The organism is Cellulomonas sp. CW35 (genome assembly GCF_052378485.1).
GTDB classification, from domain to species: Bacteria; Actinomycetota; Actinomycetes; order Actinomycetales; family Cellulomonadaceae; genus Cellulomonas; species Cellulomonas uda.
Map to the genome: position 1 here is coordinate 3,251,051 of NZ_CP199000.1, position 15,756 is coordinate 3,266,806.

The following is a 15,756-nucleotide window of genomic DNA, read 5'->3' on the forward strand; positions in this document are numbered from 1 at the left end:
CGCCCCGGCCGTCGTCGTCGCTCAGGGGAACGGGTGCGGGACCCGCCGCAGGTCGGCGGCCGACACCGCACCCGACGTGCCGAGCGCGTTCCACGTGCGCGGCATCGTGAGCGCGCGCTGCCGGGTCCACCCGAAGTCGAACGGCACCAGGCCGGGCACGATCACGCACACGGTCCGCAGCCCCATCGGCTCCTGCTCCGGCGCCGTCTGGTCGACGACGATCACGTCGTGCTCGGCCAGCTCGTCGAGGCACGCCCGCAGGTCGTCGCGCAGATCGAGCGACCTCGGCCGCACCGCCTGCCACTCGCGGTAGAGCTCGTCCAGGGACGCGGTGCGCGAGGGGTGCAGGTAGGAGTCCGCGAACCGCGCCATGGCGGGCAGCCCGAACAGCGCCGCGTGGTCCGGCAGGCCGTGCACCAGCGAGTAGTCGCGCGCCATCGCCTCGAGCTCCTGGCGGCGGTCGGCGACGGTCCTGGCCTGGTGCGGCAGGTACGTCAAGGCCTCCTCGATCGCGCCCTCGACCGCGCGGACGGGGTCGAAGTGCGCGGCCGCCGCGAACGACAACGTCCCCAGCCCGCCGTCGGACCGCACGGCGAGGGCCGTGACCGCCGGGATGCGCATGTCGATCCGGTTGTCGAACGCGTGGATCCGGTACCCCTGGAGCCGGGCGCGGTCGGCCATCGCCGCCACGAGCGGGCTGGGGACGGACGCCAGGTCGATCTCCGGCAGGTCCGCGTTGCCGTACCAGCCGACGAGGAACGCGTCCCGCTCGACGAGCTCGAGCAGCCCGTGGAGCACCGCCTCCTCGAGGGTGCTGCCCGTCGCGCAGCCGTTCGACGTGGTGAGCACGAAGTTGTCGTGCTCCGCCCCCGAGCTGTAGTGGCTGAGCCGGCGCGGCACCAGGACGGGACGCTCGTCGCGCAGCGACCAGCCCCACACCCACGGGATCACGGCCGACGCGGAGAACGGGGCGATCATCGGGTCGCACTCGTAGGCGGCCGCCGGGTAGAACCCGCACGTCGACGGGTCGAGCGCGAACCCCTCGAGGTCCGTGTACGCGGCCATGACCGGCTCCGCGTTGCGGCGCCGGTGCGTGCCCGCGTACCGCTCGAGGCCCTCGATGAGGGCGAGCCGGCGGCTCGTCGCGTAGGAGTTGGCCTGCCCGCTCCAGGACACGTCGAGCAGGCCGCCGTACCCCCGGATGAAGATGCTGCCGGAGACGGGTGCGGTCGTCGGCGACGTCACCGTCATGAGGGCCCCCGCGCCGAGCGCGCCGCAGACGGGGTTCGCGAGCGCCGCCTCCGGCAGCGGGTAGTCGTCCAGGGCGCGCTGCCGGTAGGAGCCGGGCGAGGACTTCACGCGCTCCTCGAGGCGCACGGTCGCCTGCCGAGGACCGTCGGGGACCCGCACGCCGCAGCTCGGGCACCTCGGGTCCGGCAGGAGCGCCGTGCTGCGCACGGCGAGCGTCGCGAGGTCGAGGCTCGCCACCAGCGGGAGCCGGCGGCTCGCGGCGTCAGCCGCCCCGAGCGCGGGCGGCTCGTCGGCCACCACCAGCGCCTCGTACAGGTGCCACACGGCGTCCACCACGTACGCGGGCAGGACCGGCCACTGCCCCACCGGGGTCAGGTCCGTGCCGGTCTCGAGCGCGTCGCGGTGCGTGCGCGCGCGCAGTCGCTGCCACCGCGTGCCGAGGCAGTGCCCGCACGCGCCCGCACCACGCGGCCCGACGAGCACCGCTCCCCCGGTCACGTGCACCGTCGCGTCCCGGCGCTCGAGGTCCGGCGCCGCGAGGACGTCCTGCGCGCCGAGCACCACGACCCGCGGCTCGACGACGCCCCGCTCGAGGGCCAGCAGCGTCAGCGCCTCCTGCAGCTGGTCACGCGTCGCCGCGAACGCCTCGTGCAGCGGGGCCGGGGCTCGCGCCCCGGCCGTCGCGACGCTCATGACTCACGCGTCCAGCGGAAGACCTTGGCACCGATCGCGAGGAACACGGCGCTGAACCCCAGCAGGACCGCGAGCGCGGTCAGGTAGTCGCCCGCGTCGCCCGCACCGACCAGCGAGTACGCCGTCGCGTCGTTGAGGTAGCGCAGCGGGAGGACCTTCGAGAAGCTCTGCAGCCAGTCCGGCATCATGTCGAGCGGCAGGAACGAGCCGGACAGGAACGCCATCGGCACGACCACGCAGTTGGAGATCGCCGCGACGGCCTCCGGGGTGTTCGCCACCGAGCCGATGATCACGCCGATCGCCATGAACGCCGTCACGCCGGCGACGACCGCGGGCACGACGAGCCACGGCTGCGGCCCGACCCGCATGCCGAAGAACGGCGAGACCGCGACGCCGATGAACAGCACGACCTGCGCGAGGCCGAGCGCGAGCGCGATGGTGTACCGCGCACCGATCACCGACCCGAAGCTCGCGGGCGAGAGGCGGATGAGCCGCAGCAGGTCGTCGTTGCGCCACTGCATGAGCGTGAACGCGACGCCGAACAGCGCGGCGCTCGCCATGCCCCACGCCAGGACGCCCGACGCGATGAAGTCGACGTACCCGTGGCCGGTGTCGCCGACCTCCTGGCCGCGGAAGATCGTGCCGAACACGACCAGGAACACGAGCGGGAACGCGAACGTGAAGAACACCGTGGCGACGTCGCGGACGTTCGCCTTGTAGGTCGCCTTCGTCAGTGCCGTGTAGGTGCTCATGGCTTCGGGGCTCCGATCAGGTCGAGGTAGACGTCCTCGAGGGACGCGGTGCGGGTGCGGACGCCGTCGAGCCCGACGGACGCGCTGAGCGCGGCGAGCAGCGGACCGGGGTCCTGGGTGGTGAGGACCACGTCCTCGCCGTGGACGGCGACGTCCGGCGAGCCGGGCAGCTCGTGCGCCGCCTGCGGGTCGAGCCGCCGGCGCGGCACGACGAGCTGGACCCGCGGGTCGGACTCGCCGATGAGGTCGCGCGGCGTGCCGAGCGCGACGACCCGGCCGGCCGAGACGATGGCGACCCGGTCGCACAGCACCTCCGCCTCCTCGAGGTGGTGCGTCGTGTAGACGATCGTCTTGCCGGCCTCCTTGAGGTCGAGGAGCAGACGCCACAGGTCCCGACGAGCCTGCGGGTCGAGCGCGGCCGTCGGCTCGTCGAGGAAGACGAGCTCGGGGTCGTGGACGAGCGCGGACGCGATGGCCAGGCGCTGGCGCTGGCCACCGGAGAGCTTGTTCACCCGCGCGTCGGCCTTGTCCTCGAGCGACACCCGCGCGAGCGCCGAGTCGGCCTCCCGGTCGCCGAGCCCGTACAGGGCGGCCATGGTGCGCAGGTGCTCGCGCGCCGTGAGCCGCGTGAAGAACGCGGCGGACTGCGTCTGGACGCCGATGCGCGGCAGCAGCGCGCGGTTGCGCGGGTGCGGGTCCTGGCCGAGCACGCGGACCGTGCCCGCGTCGGGCTCCCGCAGACCCTCGACGACCTCGATGAGGGTGGTCTTGCCCGCACCGTTCGGGCCGAGGATCCCCAGGAACTCCCCGGTGGTGACGCTCAGGGAGATCCCGTCGACGGCGCGCACGTCCCCGTAGGACTTGTGCAGGTCGACGACGTCGATGGCTGTACTCATGGCGTGCTCCTTCTGTGCTTCTCCAGTGCCGGCTGGGCGAGCCACCCGGCGACGACGAGGACGACCACCGCGATGACGACGCCGCGCCCCGCCGGCCCCATGACGGCGGCCAGGAGGTTGCCGGCGACGACGACGACGGCGGTGATGACCAGGGCGACGAGCGCGAACCAGACGAGGGCGTACGCGCCGAGCCGCACCGCGACGCCGCGCGGGTAGCGCAGCCGGGGCTCGCGGATCCGCGCCGCGAGCCCGTACACGTAGCGCTGGCTCTCGACCGCCAGACCGGCGGTGCCCATCGCGTGGCCGACGATCTTGTACCCGTCCCACGGCGGGAGCGGGACGAGGCTGAGCAGGGTCAGGGCCGCGCCGCCGACGAGGAACGCCGCGACGAACGCGCTGCCCGGCGCGACGAACCACACGACCGCGAACGGCACGAGGAACGCGGCGTTGGTGATGACGCCCGCGGCCGCGATCAGCACCTGGGCGCCGCGGGACGGCAGGTACAGGTAGTCCTCGACGACGCACCGCAGCGCCACGACGTTGACCTTGGTGACCGTGCAGCCGAAGTACCGTGCCGCGACGCCGTGCGCGAGCTCGTGCGTCGCCTCCGACGCCCACAGCAGGACGACGACGCCGACGACGAGCGCGGGCTCGTCGAACACCGTCCGTGCGGCGGGCAGCAGCCGGGGCAGGTCCACGAGCACCGCGACGAGCCCGGCGCCGAGCACGACGAGCGCGGCCGCGAGGACGCGGCGGCTCACGACCGCGCCGAGCACGCGGGCGAGCGTGTCGAGCAGCGCGACGGCTCGCGTGGGTGCGGGCGCCTCGACCGGCGCGCCCGACGACGACGTCTCGAGCAGCGACCGCGTCCCCAGGAGCCACAGCAGCCGCTCCCAGTGGGACTCGGCGAGCCGGCGACCGTAGGCGGCCGCGTACTCGTCGCCGATGTCCCCGAGCGTCCGCACGCCGTCGAGCCGGCTCAGCACGAAGTGCTCCTTCGCGGGCACCTCGTACGCCTTGCCGTTCGCGCGGTCCTTGACGACGTACACCGTCGCGGCGCCGCGGGTCAGCGGACGCGACACGAGCAGACCGCGCCGCAGGCGCGGGGTCGCCTCCAGCAGCTGCGTGGTCATCTCGCCGCCACCGCCAGCTCCTCGCGCAGCACCCGGAACATCAGGTACGACAGGTAGGCCTCGTCGCGCAGCGTGACGTGGAAGCGGTTGTTCGTCATGTGCAGGTACGGGGACAGCAGCGTCCGCAGCGCCTGCGCGGGATCGCTCTGGCGGATGTCCGTCGTGCCGTCCCAGCTCGAGAACACCAGCACTCCCGCCTCGGCGAGCTCGACCGCGCGGTCCCGCAGCTGCGCGGAGTGCTCGGCCCAGCCGCGCAGCGTGCGCGGCAGCGCCTCGAGGTCGCCCGACTCGAGCGCGTCGAGCACCGACGTCATGCGCGCCGCCACCTCGGGGGCCATCGGCTCGTACATGCGCTCGTACTCGGACGTGCCGACCAGGTCCGTCCCCGAGAACGCCCGGTGCCAGAAGTGGTGGTACTGCTCCAGGAAGTCGGCCAGGTCGCGCCGGTCCGGCAGGAACGTGGCCGCCATCACCAGCATGAGCTGGGCGGCCGTGCCGAGCAGGACCGTGCGCAGGTGCGCGTTCGTCGTGCCCAGGACGTCGAGCACCAGGTCGGTCGAGTGCATGAAGTGCCACTCGGCCAGCTCGACTCCCGCCGGGCCGCCGTACTTGCCGTACTCCGGCTCGTACGGGCGGTACTGGAACGAGTTGTTCGGCTGCAGGACCATCCGGCCGTCGTCGCCGATCAGCTCGGCGGGACGGCCCTGCGGGAACTCCAGCTCGAAGAGGATGTCGAACAGCTCCCCGAGGTAGCCGTGGCCCATCTGGTAGAGCGCGGGCCGCCGCTCGAGGTACGCCTGGACCGCACGCTCCGCGCGGGCGCGCACCTGCGGCTCGACGTCCGGCGTGGCCGGCCGCAGCCGCAGCCGCACGTGCGCGCCCTCGAGCCAGTAGTTGATGAAGAAGTGGCCGGCGGTCAGGCCGTCCGCCTCGAGCTCGGCGACCAGCGGCGCGATGCACTGGGTGAGCAGCGGCTGCGGGTTCGCCGCGTAGAAGATGTGCATGGCGAACCAGTCGCCAGCGGGTGCGGTCATCGTCCGGCTCCGTCCTGCGTCGGGGCGTCCGCGCGGAAGGTCTCCAGCGCGATCTCGGTCACGTGCCCCCGGCCGTCGGCCGACCGCAGGGTCAGGTCGTCGGGTCCGGGGAGCATCTCGGCCACCACGGCCTTGTCGGCCGGGTCGGTGACCATCGCCTCGAAGGCCTGCAGCGAGAGCACGCTCGCCAGGTCGAGGAACTGCGGCTTGGGCGACGCGGCGCCCGTGCGCTGCGCCGGGTACACCGTCACGAACGTCTGCAGCGGGATGCCGTGGGTGCGGCGCCACCGGTGCCAGCCCAGGAACCAGTCGGCGTCCGACTGGCCGGGGGCCCGCAGCGGCAGGTCCGCGCCGAGGACCGCCCAGCTGCGCCGGGACAGGACCACCGAGCCGAGCCGCACGCGAGGACGGGTCGACACCCCGCCGGTCGTCACGGTCTTCGGCACGCCGCCCCACACGTCGAACCGCACCATCAGGGTCGGCGAGAGCAGCAGCAGCGTGCGGGCGATCTTGGGCAGCGCCATCGGCACCAGGTAGCCGTTGTAGACGGGGACGACCTCGCGCTCCAGACGCCGCGAGCGCAGCACCAGCCGGTCCCGGTCCGCGTCGTGCAGCAGGTACAGGTCGTCGAGCGGGATCTGCTCGTCGGCGGGTGCGTCGCTCGACTCCCCCGGGCAGACGATCACGTGGTCCGTGAGCCGGCGGTGCAGGTTGAGGTTGGACGTCGCGGGACCGCCCGTGACCTCGGCGTACACCGCGTCGGACGGCAGGTGCGCGGCCGCGGCGGCGCGCAGCGTGTGCGCCAGCGGGCCACCCGCGACGTCGTCGAACGCGTGCGTGAACCGGCTGAACGGGAACGACGGACCACCGAACGACTGGTTGAGCACCAGCATCCGGTCGTCGGCGCCGACGACCTGCGCGAAGTGCCCCAGCGGCCGCGGGCCGCCCGTGACCCCGTCGAGCGCGTCACCGATCAGCCCGACGACGTCGGGGTCGAGGAACACCTCGGGCTCGCCACCGGCGACCGCGTCGCGCACGTGCGCCGACAGCCGCTGCCGAGCGTCGTCGAGCACGGCCAGCTCGGGCCGCCCGAGCCAGTCCTCCTCCGGGACGTACTGCTCGTCGTCCCACGTGCGGCGGTCCGCGGTGTACGACGAGTACTGGTCGTACAGGTCCTCGTGGAAGTCCTCGACGACCCGCAGCAGGTCCTCCGCGCGTCCACCCCGGCCGAACCGGGCGACGAAGAACCCGAGCAGCACCAGGCGGTGCGGGAACGACACGTCGAACGCCGGGATCAGGCGCTCGACCGCGGCCAGGTCCGCACCGAACGCGTCCCGCCACGGCCGCGCCGCGATCGCGACGAGCCCGTCGCCGAGCCGGACGTCCTCGTACAGGATCGTGCGGGGCAGGGACCGCTCGCCGCCGAGCCCGTCGAGCAGCTCGAGCAGCAGCTCCCGCAGCGCGGCGAGCACCGCACGCCGGCGGTCCAGGTCCGCGGTGGGCAGCTCGTCCACCAGGGCCACCGGGCCGTCCAGGTCGCTCGCGAGCTCGTCGGCCCACCGGGCACCCACGCGCTCCAGCGCCACCTGGAACCCGCGCAGCGGGTCGGGGGTGTGCACCAGCGTCTGGAAGCCCGGCAGCGCGAGCATGCCGAGGTCGAGCAGGATCGTCAGGTACTGCTCGCACTGCTCGGCCTGCGCGCCCGTGCGCTCGGCGAGCCAGCCGACCACCGCACGCGCGCTCGCCGACCCGCGGTCGTTGAGGTAGCCCGTCAGCGCGTCCAGCGTGCCGCTGCGGCGCAGGAAGTACAGGCCGTCGCGGATCGAGTCGAAGCTCACCGACGCGTCGTCGTCGCCCATCGTCGTCCAGTGCCGCACGTACCGCAGGCGGTCGCCGTCGCTGCGCCAGCCGGGGCTCAGCGTCACCTCGAGGTCCGCGCGGCGCGCGGGGTCCCCCAGGATCGCCTCGACCAGCCGGGCGATCACCGTCACGTTGATGCGCACGTGGCTGCTCGCCGGTCCGGGGACGTCCCGCACGGGCTCGGCCCACTCGCTCAGCTCGGCCGCCGCGACGCCCGTCATCGTCGAGAACGGGCTGGTCTTGCACGCCGTGCGCGCCACGTAGGACAGCAGCGACCGCTCGACCTTGCGCAGCCGCTTCGCCGCCGGCCGCGCCGCACCCGGCGCGGTCATCGAGACGAGCTGCTGGTCCAGCGCCGGTGACGCGAGCTGGATACCGCGCCGCAGCGTGGGGTCGTCGGCCAGCTCGAACAGCCGCACGCGGGCCGCGTCGGTGTCCGCCGCGAGCACTGCCGCCCCGTCGTCGACCCTCCGCCCGAGCGTGCCACGGCGGTCCGCCCACGCGGCCAGTCGCGCCGCCAGCTGCGGGCTCAGGTCCGCGAGCGCCGCCAGGACGCCGTCCAGGTCCTGCGGCAGCACGTCCTTGAACACCTGGCGCCGGACCGCGAGCAGCCGGCGGCGCAGGCCGTCGTCGTCGAGCCCGCCGATCACCTCGTGCAGCAGGTCCGCGAGCTGCGCGGACTCGGCGGACAGGTCGTCCTGCGCGTCCAGCACCTCGTGCGCCCAGCGGGTGGCGGCGAGCGTGCGCAGCCCGTCCGTCACGTCCCACGGCAGGCCCGCGACCCGCAGGCCGACGTGCTCGCGCAGGGTCCAGCGGGTCCCCAGACCCGTCACCTCGGTCGTCGTCGTCACGTCGGTCACCCCAGCTCGTAGCGGTAGTCGCCGCCGCCGGCCCGTTCGTGGCCGAGCAGCATGATCAGCAGGGGCGCCTCGTCCGTGACCGTGGTCCCCAGACGCTCGGCGTAGGAGATGTTGTCGAAGCCGAGCGCCACCCCGGCGCCCAGCCCCAGGGCCGCCGCCGCCGTGTAGAAGTTCTGCGAGACCGCGCCGATGGCCGCGTTCACGACGTTGTAGCCACGGGCCCCGACGGCGTCGAGCACCGCGTGCGTGCGGACCGTCGGGACGATCACCACGGCCGTCTGCTCGAGGTTGTAGTTCGCCAGGAAGTAGCTCTGCTGGAGGAACTCACCCGGCTCGTCAGTGCTGACGAGCCGCAGCGCGTTGGCCTCGGGTGCGTACTCGTACACGCCCGCCGGCACGTCCGTGACGTGGTTGACGAACACGTACAACTTGACCAGGGTGCCGTCGTCCGGACCGTCGATCTCGCTCGGGACCCGCGCCGCGACCGACGCGGCCAGGGCCGCCGCGAGCTCGGCCGCGCTGATGGGCCGGCCCTCGAACCGGCCGAAGCTGGACCGGCGGCGGCGCAGCGCCGTGACGAGCGGCATCGTGAGGCCGGCCGGCTCGGGCAGCTCGATCACCGCGCCGTCCGCGCGAGGCACGGCACCCACGCCCGCGAGCGAGCCGACCGCCGGGCGGTCCGCCGCGGCCGCGGCCGTGGTGCGGTGGATCGTCGTGAGGGTCGGGAACTCGATGACGACCTTCGAGCGCTCACGGTCGGAGCGCACGACGCGGCCCTTGCCGGGCTCCCGCCCGCTGGCGGGTGCCTGAGCACCCTCCCACGCGATCGGCACGACCGCGAACAGGCCCTCGGCGTCCGGCTCGAGGCCCAGCAGGTCGGACAGGTCGCCCTGGTCGAACCACAGCACCGGGTTGATCAGCCGGCCGTGCGCGCCCGCCCACGTCCGCCAGGTCTGCAGGGTCGTGCCGACATCCATCGACACCGCGTGGTAGGAGAAGCTGTTGTACTTGAACGCGTTCTGCCAGTACTTGACGCCCACCACCAGGAACTGGGAGGCGTCGTCCGCCGCCGGCCCGACGATGCGGCGCAGACGCTCCACCACGTCCCCCGCGACGAGGCGCTGCATCCCGTGCTGCGCCGGGCTGTAGTAGTAGACGCCGGGGCTGACCTCCGCCCCGGGACCCGCGACCCAGTACGTGCTGCACGGGTACAGCCCCCCGCCGGACGCCGTACCCCGGTACCAGTTCGCGTACTGGTAGGCCGGGAGCGAGACGAGGTCGGTGTTCGCGGTCGGCGCCAGCCGACGGCCCTGCAGCGCGTACGAGAACTGCAGCATCGCCGACAGCGACGGCAGGTCGAACGGCTCGTCGCCGCCGGCCGCCGCGAACCCGTCGGCCACCGTCGGCGCGTCGTCGTCCGCCGTGATCGCGACGTCGGGCAGCGGGAAGGTGACCGCCCCCGGGTACAGCTTGTGCCGGCGCGGGGCGTCACCCCAGTTCGGGACGAAGTCCTCGGGGGGCATCGGGATCCTGCCGCGATGCATGATCGCTGTCGCGTAGTCGTGCGCGTAACCCATCGGAGGGTCCTTTCCTCAGTGGCTCACGGTCAGGGGAAGGGGTGCGGTGCGGGGTTGATCTCGTCGTCGCGCAGGTCCCGGTCCATCAGGCCGGCCTCGCGCAGCGCGGTGCGCACGCGGCTCGAGTGCGGCGCCCGCTGGCGCAGCCACCCGAAGTCGATGGGCACGAGCCCCGGCACCGTGACGCTCACGGTGTGCAGCCCGAGTGCCTCCTGCTCGGGCGTCGTCTGGTCGACGACCACCACGTCGAAGCCGCGCGCGGCGACCTGCTCGACGCAGTGCGCGAGGTCGGTGCGCAGGTCGTCCGCCAAGGGCGGTGCGGGCCGGTCGGCCCCGAACGTCTCGGCCACGCTGCGCGGCTCGTCGCGTCCGTCGAGGAGGAACGCCGCGTGCCCGCGCATCTGCGGCAGGCCGTACACGTGCGGGTGGTCGTGCAGCCCGTACATCTCCGTGAAGTCCGCCGCCATCGCCTCGTAGCGCTCGCGGTCCCAGCCCACGCGCATCGGCGCCATCAGGCAGTCGGTGCCGATCTCGCACAGCGCCGCCGCGATCGCCGCCTCGGGGTCGAGGCCGGCGCCCGCGCCGAACGCCAGGGTGCCGAGGCCGCCGTCGCGCCGGACCGCGACACCCACCACCACGGGGATGTCGAACGACAGGCGGGCGTCGAAGAACCGCGCCTCGTACCCGTACATGTCGAGGCGGTCGACCATGCACCGGGTGCTCGCGAGGGCACTGGTGCGCGGGTCGATCTCCGGCAGCGACCGCCGGGCGAACCACGCGACCAGGAACGCGTCCCGCTCCACGAGCTCCATGAGCCCGTGGTAGGTCGCCTCGGTCAGGGACGACCCGGACGCGCAGCCGTTCGACGTCTCCTGCACGAACCGCTCCGTGACCGGGCCCGCGTGGTAGTACGCCAGGTTCTCGGGGACCAGGACCGCGCGGTCGTCGCGCAGCGACCAGCCCCACACCCACGGGATCGGCCGCTGCGGGTCGAACCGCCGGATGTGCGGGTTCTTCTCGTAGAACTCGTCCCGGTAGAGCCCCCCGACCCGCGGGTCGACCGCGACGTCGCCGAGCTCCGCCAGGCTCGCGTGCACGGCGGTGCGCCGGCCCCGCGGCCGCAGACCCGCCGCACGCTCGAGCCCTTCCAGGACCGCCACCTGCGTGCTCACGCGGACCGAGTCCGCGTGACCGCCGTACAGCGTCTCGCGCAGGTACTCCCCTGCGCGCAGGCCGAACGTGCCGTACGCCGGCGCCGTCGAGCGCGAGGTCATCTCGAACCACATCGACGTGCCGAGCGCGCCGCTCACCGGGTTGGCGTACGCGTCGGTCTCGAGGCCGTAGTCGTCGAGGTGACGCGAGCGGAAGACGGTCGGGGCGGGCTTCGGCGCGAGCGTCAGCTCGGGCCGCAGCGGCACGTCGTCGCGGACCGTCCCGCAGCGCGGGCACTCGGCGTCCGGGACGAACGGCACCCGGCGCACCTCGAGCGACTCCAGGTCGACGCGGTAGACGCTCGCGTACGGACCCGCACCCGCCGCGGCCTGCTCGGCCGCCGCCAGGACGGCCTCCACCGCGTCCCGCTGGAACGCCAGGAGGAACGGGCTCTCGGCGACCGGCACGGACGGCCCGCCGAGCTCCAGCGCATCCCGCAGCGACTTGTCGCGGGCCGCCTGCCAGCGCCGCGCCAGGCACGTGCCGCACGACGCCCCCGAGTCGCCCGCGCCCGGGAACGGCCCGACCAGCCCGTGCGAGCCGGCGACCAGCACCCGCGTCGCGACGTCCTGCGCGTCGGCGGCGAGCTCGTCGTGCAGCCCCAGGCGGTGCGCCTCGAACCGCGGGGCCACGGTGGTCACCGGCGCACCGCCGTCAGCAGCACCCGCACGGCCACGAAGCCGCCCGCCGCGACGTCCACGCCGCCGACCTGCACGGCGAACGCGTCCTGCCCGGCGGTCTCGAGCGCGGCCCGCACCTCGCGCCACGTGGTGGCGCGGTCCAGGGGCGCGTCGGTCGTGGTCGCCGCGACGAACGTGCCCGCGTCGAGCTCGGGCAGCACCGGGTCGGCACCGTCGACCAGGCCCGCACCGGTGACCTGCACCCTGCCGACGAGGTCGCGCAGCGCGGCCACCGCGGCGTCCCGCCAGGACACGTCGGCGGCGACCGCCCAGACCGGGCGGCCGGGGGCCGTCGTGCGGGCCACCACGACCGGGACCGGCGCGTGCGCCGACAGGTCCAGCACCTCGACGTCCACGTCCAGGTTGCGGGCCGAGCGCAGCAGGAACTCCAGCTCGACGTCCGTGCGGAGGCTGTCGAGCGCGACGCCCTGCACCGCCCCACCGCGGATGGTGGCCTGCAGGGCCGCGTACGCGAGCGCGCCGGCGAGGCCCGCACGCACCGCCGCACCCGCCGTGTCACCCGCGCCGCCGCCCGCGGGCGTCGGCTCGAAGCCGTGCGTCGCGTTGGCCGCACCGAGCGGCTCGGCCGCGGCCAGCGGGACGGCCACCTGGTCGCCGCTCAGGAGCGACGTCGCCGTGACCCACGGGCCCTCCTCGACGAGCTCCGGCCGCACCGCGGTCACCAGGCGCTCGGCCACGCGCTCCATCTCGGCTCCTGCCGGGGCCGTCACGGCGTCCCGCGCGGTGACGCCGACGACCGCCGCGGCCAGCGCACGCTGCCGCGCCCCCGCCACGTGGTGCAGGTCGAACGCGGGGACGGAGCGCCGCGCACCGGTCGCGGACGCGACCTCGACGACACCCACCTTGATCGGGGTCTGCAGCAGCGTGTCGTCCGCGTAGCCCGCGAAGACCCCCACGTGCGGCTGCAGGAGCGGCTGACGCGCGTTGAGCGCGGCCACGACCTCCTCGTCGGACAGGTCCGGGACGACGGCCGGCTCGACCCACGCCGTGACGTCCAGCTCCTGCGGCGCCGCCGAGCAGAACGGGCAGCGCGGGTGCACGAGCAGCGGCTCGGCGATCACGTCGAGCGACTCGATGTTCTGCACGACGACCTTGCCCTCGGTCTCGCCGGGCAGTGCGCCGGTGATCACGCGGAACGCCTCGTAGGCCAGCAGGTTGCCGACCATCGACGCGAGCGGACGACCGAGCGGACGCGCCGGGCGCGGGGCCGGCCCGGGCAGCGTGACGCCCGCCCACAGCGGCGCGGCCGCGGCCGCGTCGTGGGTGCTCGTCAAACGCAGCACCGCGCACACCCAGCACCCCGCGCCGCCACGTCGCATCGTCGGGCCGACGACCGCGCGCTCGCCGTACGTCCACGTCGGGATGAGGAGCGCACCGTCGGGCACGCCCGCGGCGAGCAGCGCGTACGTCTGACGGGCCGCGGTGTCACCACCGGCGACGAGCACCACGTCGGCGTCGGACAGGTCCGCCCAGGTCACCTCTCCGGTCACGGCACCGAGCTCGACGACCTCCGCACCGTCGCCCGCCTCGGCCTTCGCCGCGAGCGCCACGGGGCCGGGCGTCACCAGGACTCGCGCCGCGCCGTTGCGGACCAGGCCCTTCGCGGACGCGACCGCCACGGCGTCGTCGCCGAGCACCGCGACCGTCGTCGCGCGGAACCGGGCGAACCGTGCCGGGGCGTCGTCGACGTAGTGGTCGATGTACGCGATCTGCGCCGCGAAGCGCTCGGCGTCGCCCGCGTCCATCACGTCGGGCCCCGCCTCGGGCGTGTCCCGCGCGAAGCCCCGCTCGTACAGCGTGCGGATCAGCTCGCCGATCATCGCCTTCTGCGCGTCCGGCAGCGAGCCGCACAGGTCGGCGACACGGTTCGTGCCGTCGAGGTAGGGGACCAGCAGGGTGGCCAGGCGGTAGCCCGACGCCGTGGTCAGCCGGAACCCGCTCGACGTGTTGTGGAACAGGACCCCGTCGGGGGTCTTCGTGAAGATGACGTCACGGCGGATCCGGGGCCGTGTGGGGGCGATCTGCTCGTACGACGTGCTCATGGCGGTGTCAGCCCTTCGAGGTGGGTGCGGTGTCACGGACGGCTCGAGCGCTGTCCCGCGCGCACAGACGCACGAGGTCGCTCAGGGTGTAGCTGCGGGGTGGGACGGGTTCGACGAGGCACGCGTCGACGAGCTCGTCGAGGTAGCGCTCCGCGGTGCGCGACGGCACGCCGAGCAGCACGGCGCAGTCGTCGAGGGACAGGACGGCGGGCCCGGCGTCCGCGAGCCGCGACAGCCCGGCCGCGAGCGGGTCCGTGAGGTGGGCCACGGCGTCGCCGAAGCGCCGCAGCACCGACATGGTCGGGTCGCCGGGCAGGGAGAGCCGCCCGAGCGGGTCCTCGGCGAGCCGGTCGTACGCGTCGGCGAGGGTCTGCGTCGGCTGGGTGAGGATGCGGGCCGCGGCGATCCGCAGCGCCAGCGGGACACGCCCGCAGAGCTCGGCGATCCGGCCCAGGTGGTGGCGGTCCGCCGTCGCCGCCCGGTCCGGGCCGAGCGCCGTGGACAGCAGCGTCGACGTCTCATCCTCCGGGAGCGGGCCGAGCCGGTGCAGCCACCCGCCCTCCCGGGCGAGGAACCCGGCGAGGCTCGTGCGGCTCGTCAGGACCACACCGTCGTCGCCCGACACCATCGAGACCGCCTCGTGCGCCTGGTCGACGTCCGCGACGTCGTCCAGCACGACGAGTCGGCGCCCGGCCGCGGACGGCCCGACCAGCAGGTCCTGCAGCGCGTCGCCGCGCCGCACCGCACCGGACCGGTCCCGCATCTCGACGAACGTGGTGCCGCCCGTGTACCGCGCGGCCATCAGCTCGGCGACGTGCCGCGCGAGAGCCGTCTTCCCGATGCCGAACGGCCCGGTGAGGACGATCGGCGAGGCCGGGTACTCGGCGAGCCGCTCGCACATGAAGCGGATCGCGTCCGCCCGGCCGACGAGCGGCCACCTCTCGGCGCGCACGCGGCCGGCCTCGACGCGGTGCCGCTCGGGCCGCACCCCACCCGGCTGGTCGCCGCGCAGGATCGCGAGCTCGAGGCGCTGCAGCGCCGCGCCCGGGTCGATCCCGAGCTCGTCGTCGAGGTGCCGACGGATCCGGTGGAACTCCACCAGCGCCTCGGCCTGCCGGCCCGTACGGTGCAGCGCCTCGATCAGCAGCTCCGCGACGTGCTCGTGCGCGGGGTACCGGCGGGCCGCGTCCCACAGCGCGGGGAGCGCGTCCCGCGCCATGCCCTGGGCGAGCTTGAGTTCCCACACGCGCTCCGCGACGCGCAGCCGCTCGTCGAGGAGGCCCGGCAGGAGGTCACGCTGGACCATCACCGACGGGACGTTCGCGAGCGGCGTGCCCTCCCACAGGTCGAGCGCCAGCTCGAGCTGGCGCAGCTCGAGCTCCGCGCTCCCCTGGGCCGCAGCCGTCGCGACGGCGCCGCGGAACCGCGCCAGGTCGAGGCACTCCGGCGGGACCGTCATCCGGTACCCGCCGGGCACGGTCTCGACGGTTCGGCCGGGGACGTCGTGCGCCTCGAGCGTGCGGCGCAGCCGCATCATGCTCGTGTGCAGCGCCTGCTTGGCGGCCGAGGGCGGCTCGTCGTCCCACAGCGCCCGCTGCAACGTGCTGCGCGAGACGGCCGCGCCGGCGTCGAGCAGCAGCATGGCGAGCAGGACGGCGGGCTTGCCCGGTGCGAGCACGGCTCCTCGTGAGCCGGACCCGACCGCGACCGGGCCGAGCACGCGGAACGCGGCGGACGTCGTCATC

10 protein-coding genes are annotated in these 15,756 nt (G+C 74.4%); all 10 read right to left on the minus strand.

Going from position 1 to position 15,756, the window contains the following annotated elements:
• Window positions 1-21: 21 nt before the first annotated feature.
• From ACT17Q_RS14795 to ACT17Q_RS14840, 10 genes are read right to left on the minus strand one after another with little or no spacing between them, the layout of a single operon-like run.
• Complete coding sequence (locus tag ACT17Q_RS14795) at window positions 22-1,944, minus strand: TOMM precursor leader peptide-binding protein (protein ID WP_444663364.1); 1,923 nt, start codon at window positions 1,942-1,944, stop codon at window positions 22-24.
• Window positions 1,941-2,696: an ABC transporter permease gene (locus ACT17Q_RS14800; RefSeq protein WP_094181687.1), complete on the minus strand. Its 756-nt coding sequence runs from the start codon at window positions 2,694-2,696 to the stop codon at window positions 1,941-1,943. The genes ACT17Q_RS14795 and ACT17Q_RS14800 overlap by 4 nt, the downstream gene beginning before the upstream one ends.
• Window positions 2,693-3,592: an ABC transporter ATP-binding protein gene (locus tag ACT17Q_RS14805; RefSeq protein ID WP_444663367.1), complete on the minus strand. Its 900-nt coding sequence runs from the start codon at window positions 3,590-3,592 to the stop codon at window positions 2,693-2,695. The genes ACT17Q_RS14800 and ACT17Q_RS14805 overlap by 4 nt, the downstream gene beginning before the upstream one ends.
• On the minus strand, window positions 3,589-4,725 hold the full coding sequence (locus ACT17Q_RS14810; RefSeq protein WP_444663369.1) for a hypothetical protein: 1,137 nt from the start codon (window positions 4,723-4,725) through the stop codon (window positions 3,589-3,591). Before ACT17Q_RS14810 ends, ACT17Q_RS14805 begins: the two co-directional genes overlap by 4 nt.
• A complete protein-coding gene (locus ACT17Q_RS14815) occupies window positions 4,722-5,759 on the minus strand; it encodes a lantibiotic dehydratase C-terminal domain-containing protein (protein WP_444663371.1) in 1,038 nt (345 codons plus the stop codon). The genes ACT17Q_RS14810 and ACT17Q_RS14815 overlap by 4 nt, the downstream gene beginning before the upstream one ends.
• Window positions 5,756-8,470, minus strand: a complete 2,715-nt coding sequence (locus tag ACT17Q_RS14820; RefSeq protein ID WP_444663373.1) for a lantibiotic dehydratase — start codon at window positions 8,468-8,470, stop codon at window positions 5,756-5,758. The genes ACT17Q_RS14815 and ACT17Q_RS14820 overlap by 4 nt, the downstream gene beginning before the upstream one ends.
• A 5-nt stretch (window positions 8,471-8,475) precedes the next feature.
• Window positions 8,476-10,056: a nitroreductase family protein gene (locus ACT17Q_RS14825; protein ID WP_444663375.1), complete on the minus strand. Its 1,581-nt coding sequence runs from the start codon at window positions 10,054-10,056 to the stop codon at window positions 8,476-8,478.
• Between the two features lie 29 nt (window positions 10,057-10,085).
• Window positions 10,086-11,909 (minus strand): TOMM precursor leader peptide-binding protein, encoded by a 1,824-nt coding sequence (locus ACT17Q_RS14830; protein WP_444663377.1) that lies wholly within the window; start codon window positions 11,907-11,909, stop codon window positions 10,086-10,088.
• Complete coding sequence (locus ACT17Q_RS14835) at window positions 11,906-14,011, minus strand: TOMM precursor leader peptide-binding protein (protein ID WP_444663379.1); 2,106 nt, start codon at window positions 14,009-14,011, stop codon at window positions 11,906-11,908. Before ACT17Q_RS14835 ends, ACT17Q_RS14830 begins: the two co-directional genes overlap by 4 nt.
• A gap of 7 nt (window positions 14,012-14,018) precedes the next feature.
• The gene (locus ACT17Q_RS14840) at window positions 14,019-15,755 is read right to left on the minus strand and encodes a BTAD domain-containing putative transcriptional regulator (protein ID WP_444663381.1); all 1,737 of its coding nucleotides are present in this window, start codon (window positions 15,753-15,755) and stop codon (window positions 14,019-14,021) included.
• Between the last annotated feature and the right edge of the window lies 1 nt (window position 15,756).

What these genes read in the sequence shown, in the direction of transcription:
- ACT17Q_RS14840 (WP_444663381.1), bottom strand. Translation starts at nt 15,755, where the DNA reads ATGACGACGTCCGCCGCGTTCCGCGTGCTCGGCCCGGTCGCGGTCGGG.
- ACT17Q_RS14835 (WP_444663379.1), bottom strand. Translation starts at nt 14,011, where the DNA reads ATGAGCACGTCGTACGAGCAGATCGCCCCCACACGGCCCCGGATCCGC.
- ACT17Q_RS14810 (WP_444663369.1), bottom strand. Translation starts at nt 4,725, where the DNA reads ATGACCACGCAGCTGCTGGAGGCGACCCCGCGCCTGCGGCGCGGTCTG.
- ACT17Q_RS14805 (WP_444663367.1), bottom strand. Translation starts at nt 3,592, where the DNA reads ATGAGTACAGCCATCGACGTCGTCGACCTGCACAAGTCCTACGGGGAC.
- ACT17Q_RS14815 (WP_444663371.1), bottom strand. Translation starts at nt 5,759, where the DNA reads ATGACCGCACCCGCTGGCGACTGGTTCGCCATGCACATCTTCTACGCG.
- ACT17Q_RS14800 (WP_094181687.1), bottom strand. Translation starts at nt 2,696, where the DNA reads ATGAGCACCTACACGGCACTGACGAAGGCGACCTACAAGGCGAACGTC.
- ACT17Q_RS14825 (WP_444663375.1), bottom strand. Translation starts at nt 10,056, where the DNA reads ATGGGTTACGCGCACGACTACGCGACAGCGATCATGCATCGCGGCAGG.
- ACT17Q_RS14795 (WP_444663364.1), bottom strand. Translation starts at nt 1,944, where the DNA reads ATGAGCGTCGCGACGGCCGGGGCGCGAGCCCCGGCCCCGCTGCACGAG.